At 39.5% G+C, this 22,426-nt stretch carries 20 protein-coding genes; 18 read left to right on the top strand and 2 right to left on the bottom strand.

Going from position 1 to position 22,426, the window contains the following annotated elements; translation table 11 throughout:
* The 4 genes from AACM45_RS04050 to AACM45_RS04035 all read left to right on the top strand — a co-directional run bounded on the left by AACM45_RS04050 (window position 1) and on the right by AACM45_RS04035 (window position 4,862).
* Window positions 1-1,584: an aldehyde dehydrogenase (NADP(+)) gene (locus AACM45_RS04050; RefSeq protein ID WP_339140936.1), complete on the top strand. Its 1,584-nt coding sequence runs from the start codon at window positions 1-3 to the stop codon at window positions 1,582-1,584.
* A gap of 2 nt (window positions 1,585-1,586) precedes the next feature.
* On the top strand, window positions 1,587-2,597 hold the full coding sequence (locus tag AACM45_RS04045; protein ID WP_339140935.1) for a 4-hydroxyproline epimerase: 1,011 nt from the start codon (window positions 1,587-1,589) through the stop codon (window positions 2,595-2,597).
* A gap of 2 nt (window positions 2,598-2,599) precedes the next feature.
* Entirely contained in the window at window positions 2,600-3,850 is a 1,251-nt protein-coding gene (locus AACM45_RS04040; RefSeq protein WP_339140934.1) for an NAD(P)/FAD-dependent oxidoreductase, read from the top strand.
* Window positions 3,851-3,986: 136 nt separating this feature from the next.
* Window positions 3,987-4,862, top strand: coding sequence for a hypothetical protein (locus AACM45_RS04035; protein WP_339140933.1), 876 nt, complete (start codon window positions 3,987-3,989; stop codon window positions 4,860-4,862).
* Here the strand turns inward: AACM45_RS04035 and AACM45_RS04030 are convergent.
* Window positions 4,859-5,515, bottom strand: coding sequence for an alpha/beta hydrolase (locus AACM45_RS04030; protein ID WP_339140932.1), 657 nt, complete (start codon window positions 5,513-5,515; stop codon window positions 4,859-4,861). The genes AACM45_RS04035 and AACM45_RS04030 overlap by 4 nt on opposite strands.
* Before the next feature lie 58 nt (window positions 5,516-5,573).
* Between AACM45_RS04030 and AACM45_RS04025 the strand changes: the two genes are divergently transcribed.
* The 9 genes from AACM45_RS04025 (at window position 5,574) to AACM45_RS03985 (ending at window position 15,085) form a co-directional block, all read left to right on the top strand.
* Window positions 5,574-5,999 (top strand): PaaI family thioesterase, encoded by a 426-nt coding sequence (locus AACM45_RS04025; RefSeq protein ID WP_339141184.1) that lies wholly within the window; start codon window positions 5,574-5,576, stop codon window positions 5,997-5,999.
* Window positions 5,977-7,038, top strand: coding sequence for a chorismate-binding protein (locus tag AACM45_RS04020; RefSeq protein WP_339140931.1), 1,062 nt, complete (start codon window positions 5,977-5,979; stop codon window positions 7,036-7,038). The genes AACM45_RS04025 and AACM45_RS04020 overlap by 23 nt, the downstream gene beginning before the upstream one ends.
* Before the next feature lie 54 nt (window positions 7,039-7,092).
* A complete protein-coding gene (gene menD, locus AACM45_RS04015; protein WP_339140929.1) occupies window positions 7,093-8,841 on the top strand; it encodes a 2-succinyl-5-enolpyruvyl-6-hydroxy-3-cyclohexene-1-carboxylic-acid synthase in 1,749 nt (582 codons plus the stop codon).
* Between the two features lie 39 nt (window positions 8,842-8,880).
* Window positions 8,881-9,222: a DUF2853 family protein gene (locus AACM45_RS04010; protein ID WP_339140928.1), complete on the top strand. Its 342-nt coding sequence runs from the start codon at window positions 8,881-8,883 to the stop codon at window positions 9,220-9,222.
* Window positions 9,223-9,294: 72 nt separating this feature from the next.
* The gene (locus AACM45_RS04005) at window positions 9,295-10,131 is read left to right on the top strand and encodes a CvfB family protein (RefSeq protein WP_339140927.1); all 837 of its coding nucleotides are present in this window, start codon (window positions 9,295-9,297) and stop codon (window positions 10,129-10,131) included.
* A gap of 152 nt (window positions 10,132-10,283) precedes the next feature.
* Window positions 10,284-10,883: an SPOR domain-containing protein gene (locus AACM45_RS04000; protein WP_339140926.1), complete on the top strand. Its 600-nt coding sequence runs from the start codon at window positions 10,284-10,286 to the stop codon at window positions 10,881-10,883.
* A 9-nt stretch (window positions 10,884-10,892) separates the two neighbouring features.
* Window positions 10,893-11,801 (top strand): 1,4-dihydroxy-2-naphthoate octaprenyltransferase, encoded by a 909-nt coding sequence (gene menA / locus AACM45_RS03995; RefSeq protein WP_339140925.1) that lies wholly within the window; start codon window positions 10,893-10,895, stop codon window positions 11,799-11,801.
* Between the two features lie 36 nt (window positions 11,802-11,837).
* Entirely contained in the window at window positions 11,838-12,593 is a 756-nt protein-coding gene (locus tag AACM45_RS03990) for a LytR/AlgR family response regulator transcription factor (protein WP_339140924.1), read from the top strand.
* A gap of 527 nt (window positions 12,594-13,120) precedes the next feature.
* Entirely contained in the window at window positions 13,121-15,085 is a 1,965-nt protein-coding gene (locus tag AACM45_RS03985; RefSeq protein WP_339140923.1) for a histidine kinase dimerization/phosphoacceptor domain -containing protein, read from the top strand.
* A gap of 1 nt (window position 15,086) precedes the next feature.
* Here the strand turns inward: AACM45_RS03985 and AACM45_RS03980 are convergent, their stop codons facing one another.
* On the bottom strand, window positions 15,087-15,881 hold the full coding sequence (locus tag AACM45_RS03980; protein ID WP_339140922.1) for an SDR family oxidoreductase: 795 nt from the start codon (window positions 15,879-15,881) through the stop codon (window positions 15,087-15,089).
* 42 nt (window positions 15,882-15,923) lie between these two features.
* Here AACM45_RS03980 and AACM45_RS03975 point away from each other — a divergent pair, with 42 nt between their 5' ends.
* The 5 genes from AACM45_RS03975 (at window position 15,924) to AACM45_RS03955 (ending at window position 22,295) form a co-directional block, all read left to right on the top strand.
* Complete coding sequence (locus AACM45_RS03975; protein ID WP_339140921.1) at window positions 15,924-16,976, top strand: o-succinylbenzoate synthase; 1,053 nt, start codon at window positions 15,924-15,926, stop codon at window positions 16,974-16,976.
* Window positions 16,967-17,911 carry a CPBP family intramembrane glutamic endopeptidase gene (locus AACM45_RS03970; RefSeq protein ID WP_339140920.1) on the top strand — a complete coding sequence of 315 codons (945 nt, stop codon included), beginning with the start codon at window positions 16,967-16,969 and terminating at the stop codon, window positions 17,909-17,911. Before AACM45_RS03975 ends, AACM45_RS03970 begins: the two co-directional genes overlap by 10 nt.
* On the top strand, window positions 17,883-18,932 hold the full coding sequence (locus AACM45_RS03965) for an AMP-binding protein (RefSeq protein ID WP_339140919.1): 1,050 nt from the start codon (window positions 17,883-17,885) through the stop codon (window positions 18,930-18,932). The genes AACM45_RS03970 and AACM45_RS03965 overlap by 29 nt, the downstream gene beginning before the upstream one ends.
* Before the next feature lie 83 nt (window positions 18,933-19,015).
* Window positions 19,016-20,362, top strand: a complete 1,347-nt coding sequence (locus tag AACM45_RS03960; RefSeq protein ID WP_339140918.1) for a M24 family metallopeptidase — start codon at window positions 19,016-19,018, stop codon at window positions 20,360-20,362.
* A gap of 70 nt (window positions 20,363-20,432) precedes the next feature.
* Entirely contained in the window at window positions 20,433-22,295 is a 1,863-nt protein-coding gene (locus AACM45_RS03955) for a carboxypeptidase-like regulatory domain-containing protein (protein ID WP_339140916.1), read from the top strand.
* The last annotated feature ends 131 nt before the right edge of the window (window positions 22,296-22,426 follow it).

Below are 22,426 nucleotides of genomic sequence, written 5' to 3'. Positions count from 1 at the left end.
ATGATTACAGGAAAAAATTATGTTGGGGGGCAACCGTCAGCATCCGGAACTAAAACGTTTAAGACTTTTAACCCCCTATTAAATAACCCTAATGCCCCGTTATTTCATGAGGCTACCGATAACGAGGTGGATGAAGCCCTTAAGCTAGCGACCGAAGCGTACCATCAGTATCAAAAGACTACAGGAAAAGAACGGGCTACATTCTTAAACTCCATTGCGGACGAGATTGAAGCTTTAGGCGATGAATTGATCACTACGTATTGTTTGGAAACTGGTTTGCCAGAAGGAAGGGCAAAGGGAGAACGAGGTAGAACCGTGGGGCAATTACGTTCTTTTGCAAACCTGATCGATGATGGTTCATGGGTGAAAGCGAGCATTGATACTGCATTACCTGAAAGAAGACCGGTGCCCAAACCAGATTTACGTAAGATGATGGTTCCATTGGGCCCTGTAGTGGTTTTTGGGGCGAGTAATTTTCCTTTGGCCTATTCTACCGCAGGTGGGGATACCGCAAGTGCATTGGCCGCTGGTTGCCCTGTAGTGGTAAAAAGCCACCCAATGCATGCGGGTACGGGAGAACTTGTTGCCCAAGCCATACTTACTGCGGCAAAAAAACTAAATATCGCTGAGGGGGTGTTTTCCAATTTGAACAGCAGTGGTATTGAAGTGGGTATTCAGTTGGTAAAACATCCATTGGCCAAAGCAGTTGGTTTTACGGGTAGCATTACTGGTGGAAGGGCATTGTTCGATATGGCTTCACAACGTGACATCCCGATACCGGTTTTTGCCGAAATGGGTAGTGTTAACCCTGTGGTATTACTTCCAGACGCCTTGAAAACCAAAGGTGTGGATTGGGCAAAAACCTATGCGTCTTCAATTACTTTAGGTACAGGTCAGTTCTGTACCAATCCGGGTTTGTTGTTTGCAATTGAAAGTGAAGGACTGCAACATTTCAAAGAAGTCCTTTCCCAAGAAATTTTAAAAATCGAACCATCCTGTATGTTGAATCCGTCCATTAAAGAACGATATGCATCAAGTAAAGACAAGATCTTCGGGCAAGATGGATTAAAAGTTGCAGCAAACTATAAAGGTAAGGTACAACCTAACTTTGCCGATCAAGCAGTCGTCATGGTTTCAGGTGCTGATTTTATTGCGAACAATGAACTACATGAAGAAGTGTTTGGCCCTTTTTCAATGATCGTCAATTGTAAAAACAAAGAAGAGCTTGAAAAAGCAGTGGATTGCATTGATGGTCAGTTAACGGGAACCATCATTTCTGAAGGTAGTGAGATTGTCGATTATGAATCGCTTTTAGATGTTTTACAAGAAAAGGTTGGACGATTGATTTTCAACGGTGTTCCCACCGGGGTGGAGGTTTGCCCCTCAATGCAGCATGGAGGACCCTATCCGGCCTCAACCGACAGTCGATTTACGGCTGTTGGCATACATTCCATAGATCGTTGGGTAAGGCCTATCAGCTTTCAGAACTGGCCAAATGGGTTATTGCCCGATGCTTTAAAAGACGAAAACCCATTACAAATTGCAAGGTTGGTAAATGGGGAGATGACAAAATCAAAAGTATAAAAATGGCCTTACCTACATTTGAATGTATAGATGGCCATACCTGTGGTAATCCCGTACGTTTGGTAGTTTCAGGAGGACCTCCGTTAAAAGGAAGTTCTATGAATGAGAAACGATTACATTTTCTTAAGGAGTATGACTGGATTCGCACAGGGTTAATGTTTGAGCCTCGGGGACATGATATGATGAGCGGCAGCATTTTATATCCGCCAAGTAATCCTGCCAATGATATTGGGGTGTTGTTCATAGAAACTAGTGGATGTTTACCCATGTGCGGGCACGGAACCATAGGTACGATAACCATAGGAATTGAGAATGGACTGATTCATCCAAAAATAAAGGGGCGTGTACGTTTGGAAACCCCTGCGGGATTGGTTGAGATTGAATACGCGCAGCCCAAGGAAAAAGTAGAATGGGTAAAATTGATCAATGTCAAGAGTTATTTGGCCGAAACGGAACTTAGTGTCAAGTGTCCGGAACTAGGTGAATTGACGTTTGATGTTGCTTACGGCGGTAATTTTTATGCCATTATTGATCCGCAGAAGAATTTTTTGGGGATGCATGATTTTTCCGCTTCTAAATTGATTCAACTGTCAAGGGAATTGAGAAAACGAATTAATGAAAAGTATCCCAATAGCTTTATACACCCAGAAAACTATAGCATACGTGATGTTTCACATTTGCTGTGGACCGGAAGACCTTTAGATGATAAATCCTCAGGTCGTAATGCGGTATTTTATGGTGATAAGGCCATAGATCGCTCGCCCTGTGGAACGGGAACATCGGCGCGAATGGCCCAGCTATATTCAAAAGGTAAATTAGAACTAGGGGAAGACTATGTGCATGAAAGCTTTATCGGTTCTACTTTTGTTGGTAAAGTAGAGGCCGAAGTTGATTTAGATGGAAAACAAGCCATAATTCCGAGTGTCAAAGGATGGGCCAAAGTCTACGGTCGAAACACCATAACCATTGATCCAGAAGATGATCCCTATGCTCATGGATTTCAAGTTGTATAAGCATGGCCAAAAAAGTAATCATAATTGGTGGTGGTATTGTCGGGCTTTGTTCTGCCTATTATTTATTTAAAGAAGGATGCCAAGTTGTTGTAATCGATAAATCTTCAATGAACTCAGGGGCTTCTTATGTGAATGCCGGATATTTGACCCCAAGTCATATCATACCTATGGCAGCTCCAGGAATGATTTCTATGGGGTTACTGTATATGTTTGATACTTCAAGTCCTTTTTACATCAAACCGCGTTTAGATATTGATTTTCTAAAATGGGCATGGTACTTTAAAAAATCTGCGACCAAGGCGAGGGTTGAAAAGGCCATCCCTATTATAAAAGAAGCAAATGTTCTGAGCAGGGAACTCTTCATGGATATTAAAAATTCTGGTGATTTGGGTCCTTTTCATTTAGAAAGAAAAGGACTGTTGATGTTATATCAGACCAACAAAGAGCGGGATCATGAATTGGAAGTTGCCGAAAAGGCAAAATTTCTTGGGTTGGAAGTACGGGAATTGGATAAGGTCGGCCTTTCGGGTCTCGAGCCCAATGTCTGTATAAATGCAGAGGGAGCCATTCATTATGAATGTGACGCACATGGTACACCCTCTGATTTTATGAAGAGGATGAAAAGATTTCTTGTCTCTAAAGGGGTTGAAATAATTCAAAGTGAAGAAGTGCTTTCGGCCAAAGTCAAAAACAATTCTTTAACTGAACTGGTCACCAAAACAACGTCCTATGCTGCTGATGAGTTTGTTTTGGCCGCAGGGTCTTGGTCGGCCAACCTGTCAAAAAAGCTCGGTATTAAGCTACCATTGCAAGCGGGAAAGGGTTACCGAATCAATGTTGAAGAAGCTACGGGTATCAGCATGCCTGCAATCTTAATGGAAGCCAAAATTGCGGTTACCCCCATGCTTGGATATACCCGCTTCGCCGGCACGATGGAGTTTTCAGGAATCAATGATACTATCAGAAAAAATCGGGTCGAAGCAATCGCGAAAGGAGCAGAGCGGTTTTATGGGGGCCTTAAAATTTCAAGGGAGGCCAAAGACCATGCAAAATGTGGCCTACGACCCGTCACACCTGATGGGCTTCCTTATATTGGTAGAACGGCAGCTTATAATAACCTAGTCATTGCGACCGGCCATGCTATGATGGGCTGGAGCTTAGGCCCCGTAACGGGTAAATTGACAAGTCAGCTTATCATGAACAGGCCCCTTACGATGAATATCAATGCTTTTGCCCCCGAACGCAGGTTCTAATTAGCAATAGTTACTTCTTTTTCGTTGTTTGATACCCCATTTGTTTTTCAATTCTGTGATTACGACGTAATTTTGCGGTATGCTAAAAAAATACATCGCCCTAGTTTTCTGCCTTTTAGTTGGTTTACTGTCAATAATGGCACAAGAACCCCGGGTATTCAAGGTTTTGGATTTCGAATTAAATGGTCCGGTCAAATCATGTACGGTCATCACCAATTACGGAAAAGAAATATTCGAGTTCAATGAGGCAGGTTTCCTCATAAAATCAACTACCCAATACAATGAGGAAGATAAAGATATTACGGTCTACAAATACCAAAATGAAGAGCTGGTGGAAAAGCGTATGGAGAGCTATAAGTCAAATATTCTTGACGAAGCCACGTCCATGGTGAATTTTTATGAAATCGATACCACCAAAACGAAATATATTAAAGAATTGGTAGTCTCTTTTGATAAAGAATTTTTTGAGCAACAAGAATATTATTACAATAGTGATGGCAAGCTTGAAAAAATCATTGTGTCACATGAGGATGCGGTAGATGAAGTTAGCATCGAATATTCACAATACAAAGACGAGCTTACCGAGCGTATTTATGAGAACGGGGTTATACAAAGTTCAGAACGACGGTCTACAAAAAAGCTGAAGAATGGAGCTATATTAAAGATTCGATTACGAAAGGAATTCGTTGATGGTGAACCGAATGAAGCCGTTGAAACAACGATGGATGAAGACGGACTTAAACAGCACGAACAGTTTTTTAAATTTGATACGGCCGAAAATGAGTTTGTACCAGCCGAGAAAAGAACGTACGAATATGACAAAGAAGGTATCTTGAACGAGGTGCGTTTTACTATCGGAAATGCAAAATCAATCAAAAACTATATTTTTCAATTTGACGATAGCCCGTATAAAAATTGGGTTAAAAAAATCATCACCCCAGATAATTCATATATAACTCGGGAAATTGAATATTTCAAAATAGAACGAGACCAGACAGAAGACCCGAATTAGGCCAACGTGTTTGCAATACGGCCAATAATATCAGGCCTTAGTTCATGACCTCCCTCAAAATTTATGATTTCGGCCTTTTTTCCAAAAAGGGATTCTATTTTTAATTTTTCTTCTTGTAGACGTTCTTTTGTCAGAAAGACATCGTTATCCCCATAAATTACCTTTACTTGGGTAGCATTGGCCGAAACGGATTTTAGATCCCCTTTCTTTATTTCATTGGGAATTCCGCCAGCATATAAAACCAATAAGCTACAATTGACGTTTCTCCTTACAAACCATCGAAGTACTACGGAAACCCCTTGTGAAAAGCCAAAAAGCAATATCCTTTTATCATTTCCAATGTTTTCGGCTTTTTTGACACTATCCAGATAACGAAGTATATTTTCAATCTCAAGTTCCGTAGCCTCTTTGGTCAACCAACTGGCCCCAACATGCTTAAAATCGTCTTTTAGATAATATTTTGAAGGAGCTTGAGGGGCTATGATATAGTTTTCCCTCGGGTCAAGGCCTTTGAAGTATTTTAAGAAATAACGGCTTAAAAAACCCATTCCATGAAAAACGAACCAAACATTTTTGGTGTTCTCCGTAAGTTCATTGAGCGTTTCGTACGTGTTGGTGTGTTGATAGGTAACCAAATGTTCGTTTATGGCCATATTCAAAAGTAATTGCTATTTTTTGAATGTGGAATATGTAATTTTACAAAAACTTGCCATGGAAACCCATAAAGAAAAAATTTTGGCTGTCTGCAATCAGATATGTAAAGGTACATTGATGGAGACTTTAGCCATAGAGTATATTGATGTCGGTGAAAATTTCTTAATCGCAAAAATGCCGGTCAACTCTAGGGTCTACCAGCCTGATGGTGTTTTGCACGGTGGGGCTACAGCTGCTCTGGCAGAGAGTGTTGGCAGTGCCGCATCGTATATATTTCTTGATGGTAACGAGTTTTATGTGCGGGGGATAGAAATCTCGGCAAATCATGTAAAAAGTATCAAAGAAGGCTATGTCTACGCTAGGGCCGCTATTATCCATAAAGGGCGTACAACACAACTTTGGGAAATTAAAGTCACCAATGAGCTTGGCGAGCTAGTCTCTAACTGTAAATTGACTACCATTGCGTTACCCAAAAAGAGTTAAGCTTGACGAGCTATTAGCAACTGTTGATACACAAAAAAAAGCTGCTTTACCATTTGTGGTCTATCGTCACCCCAATACTTTGAACATAATGGGTTTGTTTCAAGATAACGATGTGCTTCACCATACCCACGATTTTTCTGAAAGTGGTTTTGTCTTTTCACCTTTTGATAATCAACAAGCCACACTTTTGATACCTACTGATAACCATTTTGAAGCTACTTCAGGGAAATTTGGGGTTTCACATCGTACAGAAGTATTTGCTTCCGAAAAAGGCAAACACGATCATATGAATTTGGTGAAAAAGGGAATATCCCTTATTAAAAAAGGTGTGGTAAAAAAAATAGTCTTATCAAGAAAAATCAGCGTAAAGACTTTTGAAGAAGGCGTGCCGATTTTTTTGAGGGCTTTAGAAGCTTATCCGAATGCTTTCTGTTATTTATGGTACCATCCTAAAGTTGGAATGTGGGTGGGGGCGACCCCCGAGCGCCTCTTGCACGTTAGGGGTAACCGTATGAAAACTACATCCCTAGCAGGTACCCTTGCCGTTGAGCCTGATAAAAATCCGGATTGGTCACAAAAAGAACTGGAAGAGCAAAAAATGGTCACCGATTATTTGCTCGATCAACTTAAGAATGAAGTCTCTGAGGTAAAGGTATCAGAAACGAAATCGGTAAGGGCAGGTCAATTATGGCATTTAAAGACAGATATCCATGCCAATTTACCATTGGGTGCCAATTTAAGGCAAGTCGTTTCAAAAATTCACCCGACCCCAGCTGTTTGTGGGCTTCCAACGCAAGAAGCTAAAAAATTCATCTTAGGGCACGAGGGATATGACCGAACGTATTACACTGGTTTTTTAGGGGAGTTGAATTTATCTGAAACCGGTGCTGCCGACTTGTATGTTAATTTAAGATGTATGCAGATCGAACACAATGAAGTTTTTATCTATGTCGGTGGCGGAATCACAAAAGATTCCAACCCAGAAAAAGAATGGATGGAAACCGAGAACAAAAGTAAGACCATGCGGTCATTATTATAATCTTACCGTCGAAAGATTCGTTTTTCATTTGCGCAGTGCGTATTTTTGTGGGGCATGAAGCAATCAAGCATTCCATCTGCAAGAGCCGTAGTGTCAAGCTTAAAAGAAAGAGGTGTAAAACAGATCATAATCTCACCTGGTTCAAGAAACGCCCCACTGACCATAAGCTTCACCGAAGATTCATTTTTCACCTGTTTCAGTATTGTAGATGAGCGTTCGGCAGCTTTTTTCGCCCTTGGTATGGCACAACAACAGCGAAGCCCCGTTGCAGTTTTATGTACTTCTGGTAGTGCCTTGTTAAATTACTATCCCGCAGTGGCTGAAGCTTTTTATAGTGCTATTCCACTTGTGGTGATATCCGCTGATAGGCCACCCTATAAAATTGATGTCGGTGATGGCCAGACGATTAGGCAAGACCATGTTTTTGACCGTCATATCGCTTACTCGGCAAATCTTAAAATAGATGTTGAACATGCCGTGGAAAGATTGAGTAAATATGCGCCCGATTTGTTGGAAACTTCCCAGACCGAAATCGATGACTACAATACCCAAGAATTGAACAAGGCGTTTGATAGGATGTTTAAAAAGAATATCCCCATCCATATCAATGTTCCTTTCGAAGAGCCCTTATATGATACCATAGCGATACGCGAAAAGGGTAAAGCCTATTTTCCTGAAAAGGTCCTAAAAAGTGACTTCAAAAAAGAGGAAATGAACGGCTTTAAATCAATTTGGGCTTCTGCTAAAAAGAAAATGGTATTGGTCGGGGTAAACCATCCCAATCAAGTAGATCAACGGTTATTGGATATTTTGGCGAATGACCCCTCGGTTATCGTTTTTACTGAAACCACATCAAATCTGCATCACCCAAATTTTTTTCCAAGTATCGACAGTATTATTTTTCCCATTGAGAAATCGGAACGTCGTGATACCCTTTTCAATATGCTACGGCCGGATGTGTTATTGACCTTTGGCGGATTGGTGGTATCAAAGAAAATAAAGGTCTTTTTGCGAAAGTATCAACCTGGGCATCACTGGCATATATCGGAAAATCGTGCTTATGACACTTATTTTTCGCTGTCCGAACATTTTAAAACCACTGCGAATAACTTTTTGAATGTTTTATTTTCCGAGGGTTCGAATAGACAAATAACCAGTGATTATTTTGATACTTGGAACAAGGTTAAGTTGGGGTATCAACTGAAAAGGCAAAGCTATTTAAAAGAGGTGCCATTTTCAGATTACTTGGTTTTTTATCAGTTGTTGAAAACAATTCCCGAAGACCGTCAACTACATTTGGCCAATAGCTCAACGGTCAGGTATGCACAATTATTCGATTTACACCCATCATTGAAGGTCTTTTGTAATCGAGGCACTAGTGGCATAGATGGGTCTACATCAACTGCGGTCGGGGCATCTTTTTATGAACATGCGCAAACGGTATTGATAACCGGCGACCTAAGTTTTTTCTATGATAGTAACGCCCTGTGGAATAATTATATAAAAAAGGATTTCAGGATCATATTGATTAACAATTCTGGGGGCGGTATATTTCGTATACTGCCAGGTAATGATGAATCTGAAAGTTTTGAGACTTATTTTGAAACGGTGCAAAACCAAAATGCCTTTCATTTGAGCCAACAATACGGGTTCGAATACAGATCTGCCGATGATGTGGAATCATTGAAAAAAAGTCTGACCACTTTTTATCATTCTTCTGAAAAACCAAAAATACTCGAGGTTTTCACCCCTCGTAGAATAAATAGCAAAATTTTGCTTGGTTATTTTGATTTTATATCTTAGGGCATATAAACTAATATTTACTAAAGAACACTAGCAATTATGAGTAAAAGAGATGAATTAATAGAAAAGTACGCTGCTGATATTAAGGACAAGTTCGGTGAAAACCCAGATATGGATCTACTGACCAAGGTGGCTGTAGGTCTTGGGCCTGCAATCTACAATTTGGATGCTTCCAAAGTTTCTGGGGGTGATGACAAAGAACTCGAAACGGTAAAGAATAATTTTTTGATCAAAAAATTAGGAATGGCCGATAGCCCTAAGCTGATGGAGGCGATAAATTCGGTCATAGATAAATATGGTCGCTCTAATAAAAACAAACATAGGGCTGTCATTTACTATCAATTGGCAAAGCATTTCGGTAAAGAATCGGTTTATAACTAAAACGATACCATTGAATCAATATAGCCGTCTTTATGCATTAAAGGCGGTTTTTTTTTACCTTACTTTTGCCATATGATACAATTGGGTAATTATAATGAACTTACGGTAAATAGAAGTACTAGCGTCGGGGTGTTTTTGGAAGATGACGACGGTACGGAAATTTTGTTGCCGAATAAATATGTTCCAGAAAATGTAAAGCTTGATGAAAAGCTAACTGTCTTTTGTTATTTAGATTCACAAGAAAGACCGGTCTCAACTACACTCAAGCCATTTATTATCAGAAACTCTTTTGCTTTTTTGAAGGTTGTCGAGGTAAATAGCATAGGCGCATTTTTAGATTGGGGGCTCGAAAAACACTTATTCGTTCCGTATCGCGAACAGCGTGTTAAAATGGAAGCGGGCAGGTGGTACGTCGTATATTGTTATTTAGACGAGCAAAGCTTTAGATTGACTGCCTCAAGCAAGATAGACAAATTCTTAAGCAATGAGGAAATCAGCGTTAAATACAATGATGAAGTAGAAATATTGGTCAGTCGCAAAACCGAATTGGGTTGGGAGGTCATCATTGGGCATAAACATAAAGGACTCTTGTTTTTTGATGAGGTATTTAGACCGATCGCCATAGGTGATACACTTAAGGGGTATATCAAAAGAATACGAGAAGACAAAAAGATTGATATTTCACTACAAGCTTTAGGGAGCAAAATGTTGGATGCCACGGCTTCTTTGATCTATAAAAAACTGTTGGAAGAAGATGGATTCTTACCCTTACATGACAAATCATTACCTGAAGAAATCAAAAGGAAATTACAGCTTAGTAAAAAGGCCTTTAAAAAAGGAGTCGGCGTATTATATAAGGACCGAAAAATAACGATTCAAGAAGATGGTATCCGTCTTATCAACAATTGAGGCGGTAAACTGTTAATCGAAGTTTGGGCGTTTTCAACGAGGTATGTTTTTTTGTATCGACAAAAACTTTATTTTTGTAACGTCCCGATATACAACTTACTGAAAGCTATTTCTTTAACATCATAGTTAAGATAATTTTAATCCTAAGGAATATGCCTTTTATTGAAGAAAATGATTTGTTGGACCTTCATAAGGATATCGAAAAATCACAGATTATCAATGAGCGCCTGCTCGACCAGATAAAGTACAAGAACAAGGATTTACGAAAAATTAAAATCCAAAGAAATATTTTGGGAGGTGTAACGACCGTAATCTTACTTGGGGTTTTTGGCCTTTGGTCCTTTTTTTCGGGCTTACGCACTTCCAATAATTTTAGGGGGCAAGAAACCTTGGCGGAGGTCGTCGACAGTCTAGACACCTTTAGGGCAAGAATAGACAACCTAAAGACCCAGAACCAAGAATTGAGTTTGGTCAAAGAGTTCTACTTGGCTAAAGAATTTCTTGAAAAAGAGAAGATTTATTCCGTTCAGGTAAAGTCATTTGTTGAGAATAATGCCACCTTGGCTTCTGAATCCCTGACCAATACGCTATTCGTTAAAACAAATCCTTTTTACGCCTATTCCCTAGGTAACTTCGAAACGTTGGAAGAAGCACAAACCTTTCGTAAGCAATTGGTGCAGATGGGTTTCTCCGATGCTTTCGTGGCATCTTACAAAGACGGAAAGCGACTTAAGATTGAGGCATCCTATTAACAATAGCAATTGAATAAGCTCAAAGCGTGGCTTAGTGCTGCTAGATTAAGAACATTGCCCTTATCCATTTCAGGCATCTTGGTAGGTACCGCTTTGGCCAATTACGAAGGGTATACAAATGACCTCGTGTTTATATTGGCACTTCTTACGACTATCTTTTTTCAGATAACATCAAATTTTGCAAATGACTACGGTGATGGGGTCAAGGGTACCGATAACGATGATAGGGTAGGCCCGCAGCGTGCCCTTCAGAGCGGAAGTCTTACCCGGTCAGAGCTTTTGGTCGGTATTTTTATTAGCTCTTCGATAAGTTTGGTGCTGACGATATTCTTGGTAATAATGGCTTTTGGTATGGACCGTTTGCCGTATGTACTGGTTTTTTTGATGCTTGGCATAATCAGTATTTGGGCCGCTTTAAAGTATACCATGGGTAAATCCCCGTACGGTTATCAAGGTTTTGGTGACCTTTTCGTTTTTTTGTTTTTTGGCTTAGTAGCGGTTTTAGGTAGTAAATTCTTGTATACCTTATCCATAAGCACCATGGATTTTTTACCCGCGATCGGTATAGGTATGCTATGTGTAGGCGTCTTGAACCTAAATAACCTTAGAGACGTACTTTCTGATAAAAAGCATGGTAAAAATACGTTGATCGTAAAGATGGGATTCCGAAATGGAAAACGATATCATTATGCATTGTTGGGTATAGGTTTCTTATGTTTTATTGTCTTTACATTTTTGAAAATGAACACACTGCTTGGGTGGTCGTACCTTGTTTTCTTCATTCCGGTATCCATACATTTTATCAAGGTGCTAAACACGGATCAACCTAAATCATTGGATCCCGAATTGAAAAAATTGGCATTAAGTACTTTTGCCATAGCTTTTTGCCAGTACATCACAGTTAATTATTTTTTGTAGTTTTGAGTGTTAAAACTATCTAAACCCAATTATATTTTGGAACACCCCATTAAAATTCTCATTGTAGAGGACAACGTCATTATAGCTGATGATATGCAGTCCATGTTGGAAGAAATTGGTTACGAAGTTGTAGATAACGTCATTGTTTATGAGCAGGCCGTTGAGGTGCTCAAAAATAACCATGTAGACTTGGTACTAATCGATATCATTCTAGCATCTGATAAGACCGGTATTGATTTGGGCAAGCATATTAGGGATGCCTATAACATTCCCTTCATTTTTGTAACCTCAAATTCAGATAAGGCTACCGTAGAAAATGCAAAAACGGTAAAACCAGATGGATATTTGGTAAAACCTTTTGAGCAACAAGATTTATATACCTCAATTGAGATTGCCTTGTCGAACTTCAATTATGCCAAGAAATCTGAGAGTAAGGAAATTGCCGGTAACGAGGGAGATAGCTTCATGTCCAATTCCGTATTGAAAGACTCGATTTTCGTCAAAAAGCAACATCTTTATTATCGCATTCAGTTTGGTGACATTCAGTTCATAAAAGCCGACAACGTGTATTTGGAGGTGAATACCGTTGACAAAAAATTCTTAGTGCGTTCTCCTCTAAAGGACTATCTTGAGAAACTTCCCAAGAATAAATTTTATCGGGCTCATAAATCATATATCGTAAATGTCGATCATATCGATGCCATTAATTCAAAGGATATTATGATAAATAATACCCTGATTCCCATTTCAAAAGATTTTAAGGAGTTTATTATTTCTTCCATGAACTCCTGATACAAACTATCATCACCAATAAAAAAAGCCATACTTCATCTGTATGGCTTTTTTTATTGATGGTTTTGAACCAGCAAATAGGGTACTGTCTCCTTTAAAAGGGTTTTATGGCGCCATAAAATGGATACCTGCTCCATGAAATGCAGAAAACACCGATAAAGTGGGTTTTGATGTGGTGCGATTCGATTTTCACAACAAAAAAAGTGACTTTCACAACATATTTAGAATTCAAGATTAGATTCAATTTACTTTTGATGAAGTGAAAAGAAACAACCCAAATCTTATCACCTAAAATGTTGTTTAAAAAAGACTGTACTATCGATGTACGGTCTTTTTTATTGACAAAGCACTTAATTTTTTAAGGCCTGAAAACCAGATTGTTAATGTGTTTTAAGAGTTTTTACCACGAAGTGCTGTGAGTTGACAACAAAAATTAAGGACACAGGTTTGATCCTATTAAATTTGATGAAGTAGCATACAAGGTGGTATGCCCTATACCTATTTTTAAAAGAAAGATATTCTGGCTAATGTCAAAAAGAATTCACCTCTTACTATTGTTTATACTACTATGGTGTAGCCCCGTAAGTATATATGCCCAATATGCCGATAGCCTGAATATCGGTATTTTGGAACAATTTCAAGAAGCCCAGGACTCTCAACAAAAACTTAAACTTTTTTTTACCACCCAAAATAGATATGTCGATGATTCTGCCTACGATTGGCTTGAAGTCGTAAACGTATATTTAAGTTCTTCAGAGAAAAGAAGCGATTCTTTGGCAATCAGTTCTTATAAGTTGATGCAAGCACAACTATATCATGATATTGGAGACCATGATAAGAGTATTGCAATTGCAAAAGAGGCTTTTAAGGATAAGGATAGTTTGGACATAGAACTGAATACGTTGATCCTAAATTTATTGGATGACAATTACGGTAGGCTTCAGATGTATGATAAGCAAATCGAGATACGTGAACAGAAAACGGCTTTAGGTATTTCTGAAGGGGTTAATTTTTATGATATCTATGCCAATATGGGCTTGTATCGTAAGGCAATGAAAGAATATATTTTAGCTGTAAAACCAACAATACCCGACAATGATCATTTGGCACTCGCGAAACACCATAATAAGGTAGGCGACTATTTAAGAATGGATAAATCCTCGGCCACTGCCATTACTGAGTATAACAAGGCAAATGGCTTCTTAGAGGTATTTATCAATGACATTAGCAAACCAAAAACCGAAATTGAGTTATTCGAAACGGAATTTTTAAAAGCCGAGATAGCCGGTAATATCGGAAAGTGCCATGTAATGCTCAAAAATTATATTGAGGCCTTACCCTATTTAAAGGAAAGTATAGAGGTACTTTCTGAATACAACAACGGAAAGTTCAATGAACAAATAACCGACAACACGTTGAACTTGGCAGAGGCCCATTTACAACTTGACAATAACAAAACGGCAAAAAGGCTGTTAGAAAGTCCGTATCAAAATGTAACGGTACAACAAGAACTTAAGAAGAACAGGCTTTTGGCTTCGTATTATGATAAAATTGAAAACTACCAGAGTGCTTCACAATACTACAAACGCAATGAGCATATCTCCGATTCCATAAAAGCCAATGAGCTTTCAATCTTAAAACAACAACTGGTTGCGATAGTAGGTACGTCGGATTTAGAGAACTCGAGAAAATTGATAAACGAACAAAAATTGGCCAACGAAAAATTTAGAAGCGAAATACAGGCTAAGGACGAACGTATCTTTCTAGTGTACATTTCGTTGGTGTTTATCTTATTGGGTTTTGCGGGCTTGGTATATGCCTATCTGAAAAGTATTAAAAACCAACGGTTGATAGCTGAGCAAAAACATTTCATTGAGAATTCCCTGAAAGAAAAAGAATCTTTGTTGAAAGAGATACACCATAGGGTAAAGAATAACCTTCAAATGGTTTCCAGTCTATTGAGCCTGCAGACCAGAAACACAAAAAGCAAGGCCGCAATAGTTGCTCTTGAAGAAGGGAAAAGTAGGGTGAAGGCTATGGCACTGATACATCAAAAGCTATATCAAAACGATGATTTATCGGTAATTGAAATGCAGGGTTATATTGAGAGTTTGATTAACAGTGTACAATCAGTATACAAAAAGGGAGGTCATAACATAAGTATTACTGTTGATGCCGAGGGTACGGAACTTGATATCGATAGGGCAATACCTTTCGGACTTATTTTGAATGAATTGGTTTCAAATACGTTCAAATATGCTTTTCCAGAGAGTGATGAAAACGGTAAAATATACATTCATCTTAGAAAGAATGGCGAACAAGGCTATTTTGAATATGCCGATAATGGAGTTGGCTTGCCAGAGGATACCGATGAGCGTACCAACTCATCAATGGGTCTTCGATTGATCAATAGACTGGTGAATCAGTTGCAGTCTAAACTGAATGTAGAAAAAACAAATGAAGGGGTCCGTTTTTGGTTCAATTTTAAATAGGTCAACGTACTTCACTACGTAAGACCAGTCGGTGCAGTAGCTTAGGGAAGAAGCGCTTTAGATAAATACCTTGCACCTCTTTTCCCCCGATGTATACCTCGAATTTTTTTCTTTCAATCGCCCTTAGCATTTTCATGCAAAATTTCTGTGTTGACATCCCGTTTTTCGTCGCATTATCATTGGTGCCTTGTTCTGAACCATCTTCGGTCAGTGCGTTATGGGCTATATTGGTGTTTACGAATCCGGGGCAGACCATGGTAACGGCAATACCGTCTTTTTCGTGTTCCATACGCAGCGAATCAAAAAAGCCATGTAGCGCATGCTTTGCCGCGCAATAGCCGGATCGATACGGGGATGAAAACCTACCCATAAGACTGCTCACGACCACAAAATGACCTGATTGTCGTGCTATAAACCGAGGTAGTAACGCCTTACTTAGTGCAACCGTTCCTAAATAGTCAATGTCCATAATATCCTTATATACTTGAAATTTGGTTTCAGCTATTAATGAGCGCTGACTTACGCCAGCATTGTTGATGAGCATATCTATTGAGCCAAAACAGGCCCAAGCTTTAGCGGCTGTTTCCGCTGCTTTATCAAATTGTCTAAGGTCGAAGGGAAGAATCGCAACATCATTTTTAAAGGTGCAGTTAGCCTTGGTTTTTTCTAAGAGGTTTGCCCTTCTTGCCGAAAGTATAAGTTTGGCACCTTTACTACTCAGTTGATAGGCAAGTTCTTCACCGATTCCTGACGAGGCTCCCGTAATCCAAATTACCTTACCCTTTAATTTTTCCATTCCAATTATTTTAAGATAAAAATATGGCTAATTTTACCAAGCATGAAAGCAACTTACAAGAAGTATGTTCTTGACTTTAAACGACCGAGTGGAACCTCGCGGGGTACTTTGACCAAAAAAGAGACCTGGTTCATCATTATGCAAGATGGTGAAGACGTGGGCATCGGTGAATGTGGAATCTTACGGGGGTTGAGTATTGATGATCGTGATGATTATGAAAAATACTTGAAATGGGGGGTTGACAATATCCATCTGGGGCTTGACAAATTATTGGAAAGACTTGTAGGGTTTCCATCCATACAATTTGGTTTAGAACAGGCATTTTTGTCCTTACGATCTAGAAATCCCTTTATTTTATTTCCGTCTGATTTTACGCATAAAGAAATACCAATTGAAATCAATGGTCTGATATGGATGGGCAGCGAAGATTTCATGCTACAACAAATTGAAGATAAGTTGCTTCAGGGCTTTAAGTGCCTTAAAATGAAGATAGGGGCCATTGACTTTGATGCAGAATTAAAGCTTTTGAATGCTATTAGAAACAGGTTCTCCAAAGATGAGATTGAACTAAGGGTTGATGCGAATGGTGCATTTTCTGTAGAAAATGCATTGGAAAAATTGAGAATGCTCTCCACTTACGATTTGCACTCCATCGAGCAGCCCATCAAACCGCGGAATTGGACAAAAATGAAGGAACTTTGCCAACGTTCACCCTTACCGATAGCCTTGGATGAAGAATTAATAGGCGTTTCTGACCTAACAAAAAAAAGCGATGTACTAGAGACCATTCGACCACAATACATTATTCTGAAACCAAGTTTAGTGGGTGGTTTCAAATCAAGCAAAGAATGGATAAACTTGGCTGAAGGATTTGGTGTCGGCTGGTGGGTAACAAGTGCCCTTGAAAGTAATATTGGGCTGAATTCCATAGCACAATGGACATTTACATTGAACAATCAAATGCCGCAAGGTTTGGGTACCGGTAGTTTATATACCAATAATTTTGAAAGTCCACTGGCCGTTGCCGAAGGCAATCTATTTTATAGAAATGAACTATCTTGGCAACAAGACTTAATCGAAGATTTATGTATATAGAACAGGGTTATAAGGGGAAGTTTGGCTTATGGAAGTTTTTCATTATTCCCACTGCATTTTTGGCATTCATGGCATTAAATTATGTAGCTACACTATTATCGCCGGTAAATGTAGAGGATGCCATGGCCCAAATGATCGATCAGTGGGGCTCTCCTACTGTTTTGGTACTACTTTTGGCCCCTTTGGTAGCAGGTCTTTTTGTGGTTTTGGGATGGACCATTTTGGTACACCAACAATCGATTACTTCTTTAACGACCTCAAGAAAGAAAATCGATTGGAAACGGGTCTTGTTCGTCTTCTCCCTTTGGTCCGCCATCACCATTGCTTTTACTTTGATCGATGTGTATGGTTCACCTGATGATTATGTTCTTAATTTCGATGTAAGTAAGTTTTTGATTTTAGCGGTAATCGCAATTTTATTGATACCCCTGCAGACCAGCTTTGAAGAATACCTGTTTCGGGGCCATATGATGCAAGGTATCGGCTTGTTGGCAAAAAACAGATGGGTTCCGTTGTTCGTAACTTCCATACTTTTTGGCCTAATGCATATTGCCAATCCCGAAGTGGAAAAATTAGGGTATGGAATAATGGTCTACTATATCGGAACCGGCTTCTTTTTAGGTATAATGACCCTTATGGATGAAGGTTTGGAACTTGCCCTTGGTTTTCATGCGGCGAACAACCTTATCACCGCTTTATTGGTCACGGCCGACTGGACCGCGTTTCAAACGGATTCCATTTTTAAGGACATTTCAGAACCTGCTCTGGGGTGGGATGTCTTGATACCCGTTTTTATCGTCTTTCCAATACTTCTTTTCATATTGGGTAAGAAATATAAATGGGAAAATTGGAAGGAACGTCTCTTCGGAAAGGTAATGGACGAAAATGAATTTTTAGCCTTGGCAGATGAAAATCCATCCGAAGTTCAAGCTTAACGGACGATATTTCAATGCGAAATCCCTAGCGGGGCTTTCATATAGCCTCACGAAAGAAGGTGCACCTTTTGAAATCGCGATAGGTCATTTTTTATTGGAGTGGTTGAATCCCTCCCCTGAAATTACAGTGAAAACCTCTGGCTCTACTGGTAGGCCAAAGCAAATACCACTTCAAAAAGCGCATATGGTCAACTCTGCATTGGCCACGGGTGCGTTCTTCAACTTGAAACCGGGTAATTCAAGCCTTTTATGCCTTTCGGCTGATTTTATAGCAGGTAAAATGATGTTGGTAAGGGCTCTGGTATTGGGTTTGGAATTGGACTATGTCGCACCCAGTGCCACACCATTATTGGCAAACAGCACCACATATGACTTTTGTGCCATGGTACCAATGCAAGTTCAAAATAGTTTAGAAGTTTTGTATAAAGTAAAGCAATTGATTATCGGTGGGGCACCTGTAAATAATTCCCTCAGAAAAAAATTGCGATTGATCAATACTGCATGTTATGAGACGTACGGAATGACGGAAACCATCACGCATGTTGCCGTGAAACCATTAGGGGATTCTTCAGGGGTATTTAAGACCTTGCCCGATATCACTGTATCGATTGATGAGCGCGATTGCCTGGTAATCAATGCCCCCAAGATAACCAATAAGAAAGTCGTTACCAATGATATTGTGAAGTTGATCAACGAAGAAAAATTCCAATGGTTAGGAAGGTTCGATACCATAATCAACTCTGGTGGCGTAAAATTGATTCCCGAACAGATAGAGGCAAAACTGGCGCGGTTGTTTCCAGGGCGTATTTTTGTTATAGGGATACCCGATGGGAAACTTGGGCAAAAAGCGGTGTTGTTTTATGAATCAGAATCAGAATTAAGCAATATTCAAGAACAAGTCGCAAAATTGGACGGTTTGGCTAAATATGAAATTCCAAAAGCATTTTACCCCGTAGCCCATTTTGCCGAGACCAAAAGTGGAAAAGTCGATCGTTTGAAGACTTCGGGGCAAGTCAACTGAACTGAGCGCTAAAACTATTGGATAGCACTTTCTTTATCCTTTGGAATTAGGTATTTTTCAGATTCCATAACTACTTAAGAATCATGAGAAGAATACTTTTTACCCTAATCTTTATAGCTCCTTTTTTTTCGAAAGCACAGCAAATCCTTCCTGAAAAAGAGCGGGCTAGTGTAATCGATGAAATTTTAGAATACCGTTTCAACACCTTGTTGCCCGTTTTGATGGATAAATCGGACATTGACATGTGGATCGTTATTTCTAGGGAGTATAATGAAGATCCCGTTTTGAGAACGATGCTCCCCGCGACATGGCTCAATGCCAGAAGAAGAACCATCTTGTTGTTTTATAGGAATAAGAAAGCCAATACCATTGAAAAGCTGGCCGTGGCGCGTTATAACGTTGGCAAGAGTATCACCTCGGCTTGGGACAAAGAAAAGGAACCAGACCAATGGAAGCGGTTGATCCAATTGATCCAAGAACGCAATCCAGAAAAAATAGGATTGAACTTTTCTAAGGACCACAATATAGCCGATGGGTTGAACAAAACGGATTACGATGCATTTTTTCAAAATTTGCCCAAGGCAATGCATAAGAAAGTAGTTTCTGCCGAGCAATTGGCCGTTCGGTGGATTGAGACCAGAACAGATCGCGAAATGGTCATCTACAATCAATTGGTAAGTATTACCCATGATATTATAAAAGAAGCTTTTTCAGAAAAAGTGATAACGCCCGGTGTAACCACCACGACGGAAGTAGAATGGTGGTTTCGCCAAAAAGTCACGGATTTGGGCTTAGCGACATGGTTTCACCCTACAGTGGATGTACAACGGACGAGTACGGAACTGGTAGGGCATTTATATTCCTTTTCTGGAAGGCCTGATGATATGGTTATCATGCCAGGGGATTTGGTGCATTGCGATTTTGGCATTACCTATTTGAGGTTGAATACCGATTGTCAAGAACTGGCATATGTGTTAAGACCCAACGAAAAGAAAGCGCCCGATTTTTTGATAAAAGGCTTGAAGGAGGGCAATAGGGTTCAAGATTTTTTGACGAAAAATATGATTCAGGGCAGAACGGGCAATGAAATTTTAGCGGAATCTTTGGCTGAAGCCAAGGCCGCTGGCCTTCGACCGGCAATTTATACCCATCCATTGGGGTCTTACGGACATTCGGCCGGAACCACTATAGGTATGTGGGATGCCCAAGGGGGCGTTATGAAGGATGATGGCGAGAATTATCCCTTAAACCCAAATACGGTATATGCCATTGAATTAAATACGACGATAACCGTACCAGAGTGGAAGAGGGATATCAGAATTATGTTGGAGGAAGCTGGATTTTATGGAAAAAATGGATTTCGTTACGTCAATGGAAGACAAACGGATCTTCTATTGATTCCACGTTTAAAAAATCATGTAACTAATTGATACAAAGATAATTTCCTTTTAAAGGGGATAATCCAACTAATTTTTTGTACTTTTTAAATAAAATTTTGAAATGATGAAAAATTCTTTGATTCTTTTGTTTTTCGTTGGCCTAGTGAGTTTTGGCCAAGATACGATGAAAACGGTTTCTGGCGTGGTTACCGATGGTCGTTCGCCCATGTCTGGGGTTACCATAACCGTTTTAGGTACGCCTGCGAATACGTCTACAGATGATTTAGGTAAATATCGTGTTCAAGTGCCCATGGGTAACACTTTAAGATACAGTTATCAAGGTATGAAAGCCGTAGAGATCAAGATTGAGGATGTCACACGCATATTAAACGTTGACATGGTTCCTGATATTGAAGAACTTGAAGAAGTAACCGTGACGGGTAGCAATAGAAAATCACAAAGTGAACTTGCTTCTGAATATCCAAGGAATATGAACTTGATCCGCACGGCATTCGGGTATTTGAATGCTGCCACGGCACCAGGTAATATTAGGTTTTTGAATGAAGAAGAAATCAATCCTGTTGCAATTTGTATTTTGGACCTATTGCGAAATGAATTTTCAGGCGTTCGGGTGCAAGGCACTTGCATGGGTGCTTTTGGCCGTGATGAGGGCATAGCAAATGAACTCAACAATTTGACAGGTAGAAATGTCAACGACCCTGGTGTGGTAGGTTTGAACCCGGTAGGTACGGGTCTTAGCGGTAGTCTTAATGAAGGAAAGGTATTCATTAGGGGCGCTAGTTCGTTGTTCAACCCCAGGTCAGCAATTTTTGATATTGATGGTCAGATTATCAATGACCCTCCGATTTGGTTGGATATTAAGAATATCAAGCGCATCGCTATCCTTAACAATTTTGCGACAACAACTAATTACGGTAGCGCTGGCGCTGGCGGTGTTATTGTTATTAATACGATAAGCGGAACCCCCCAATCAAATAAAATTGTCGATCAGGCCCGTTTGCGAAATAATTTTGTTGCGTCTAATATTCTGGGCTCCGATGAAGTTAGACGTAATTGGCCTACTTATTTACAAGATATCTATGCGAGTACTACTTTGGAAGAGGCTAAAACAACGTACCAAAAGTATGCGGGTCAATATGCCAGCCTTCCGTTCTTTACCCTTGATATACAGAAGTACTTTAAGGAAAAATGGAATGAAGGGGAGTATGCCGATGGGATAGTGGAAGACAATAGTAATTTATGGAATCAAAATCCAGTACTTTTAAAGGCATTGGCATACCAATATCAAGAACAGGGTGAATTTGAAAAGGCAAATGATTTGCTTAAAAAGGTGCTAAAGTTAAGGCCCAATTATGCGCAGTCTTATCTAGACTTGGCAAATAGTTATAGGGAGTTAAGGGATGTCAAACAGGCAGCCGCAATGTACACGCGATATAACTATTTGATTGAACAAGGTTTTATGGAAAAGGATTCCATTGGCATTGGAGCTATCTTCGAGCGGGAATACAACAATTTTCTTTTGTTGGAAAAAAATGCCTTGGTCAAAGGTGAAAAAGCGGCAGGATTGTTTATTGCCGATGAAGACTTCAAAGGAACCCGATTGGTCTTTGAATGGAATGATAGCGAGGCGGAATTTGAGTTGCAATTCGTAAATCCGGGTGGACAATATACACTGTTGAAACACAGTCTTGCCGACAATGCGGGGATGATTCGAAAAGAGAAGGAATACGGTTACAATACCGCGGAATATTTAATTGATAACGCTTTGCCAGGTACATGGAAGATTAATGTAAACTACTTGGGTAATAAGAGTCTGACACCTACTTATTTGAAGGCAACAGTGTATTATGATTACGGAAGTTATTCCCAAAGAAAGGAAACAAAAGTCTTTAAAATGACACTTAAAAATGCCCCTTACGAATTGTTTCAAATGAGCGTTGGTAGCAAATTAGTATTACGATAAAAATACCTGAAATCGAAATACCCCTTCACAGGGGTATTTTTTTCAACCTAAATTAATAGTATTACAATCATTTAAGAGTATTGTACTGTTAAACTCTGTTAATTGTTAAAGCCCTATTTAACTTCTTTGTA

Source organism: Croceitalea sp. MTPC5 (assembly GCF_036985505.1).
Taxonomy (GTDB): Bacteria; Bacteroidota; Bacteroidia; order Flavobacteriales; family Flavobacteriaceae; genus Croceitalea.
Note: the sequence above shows the minus strand (reverse complement) of the source record. Positions and strands in the feature narration are given on the sequence as shown.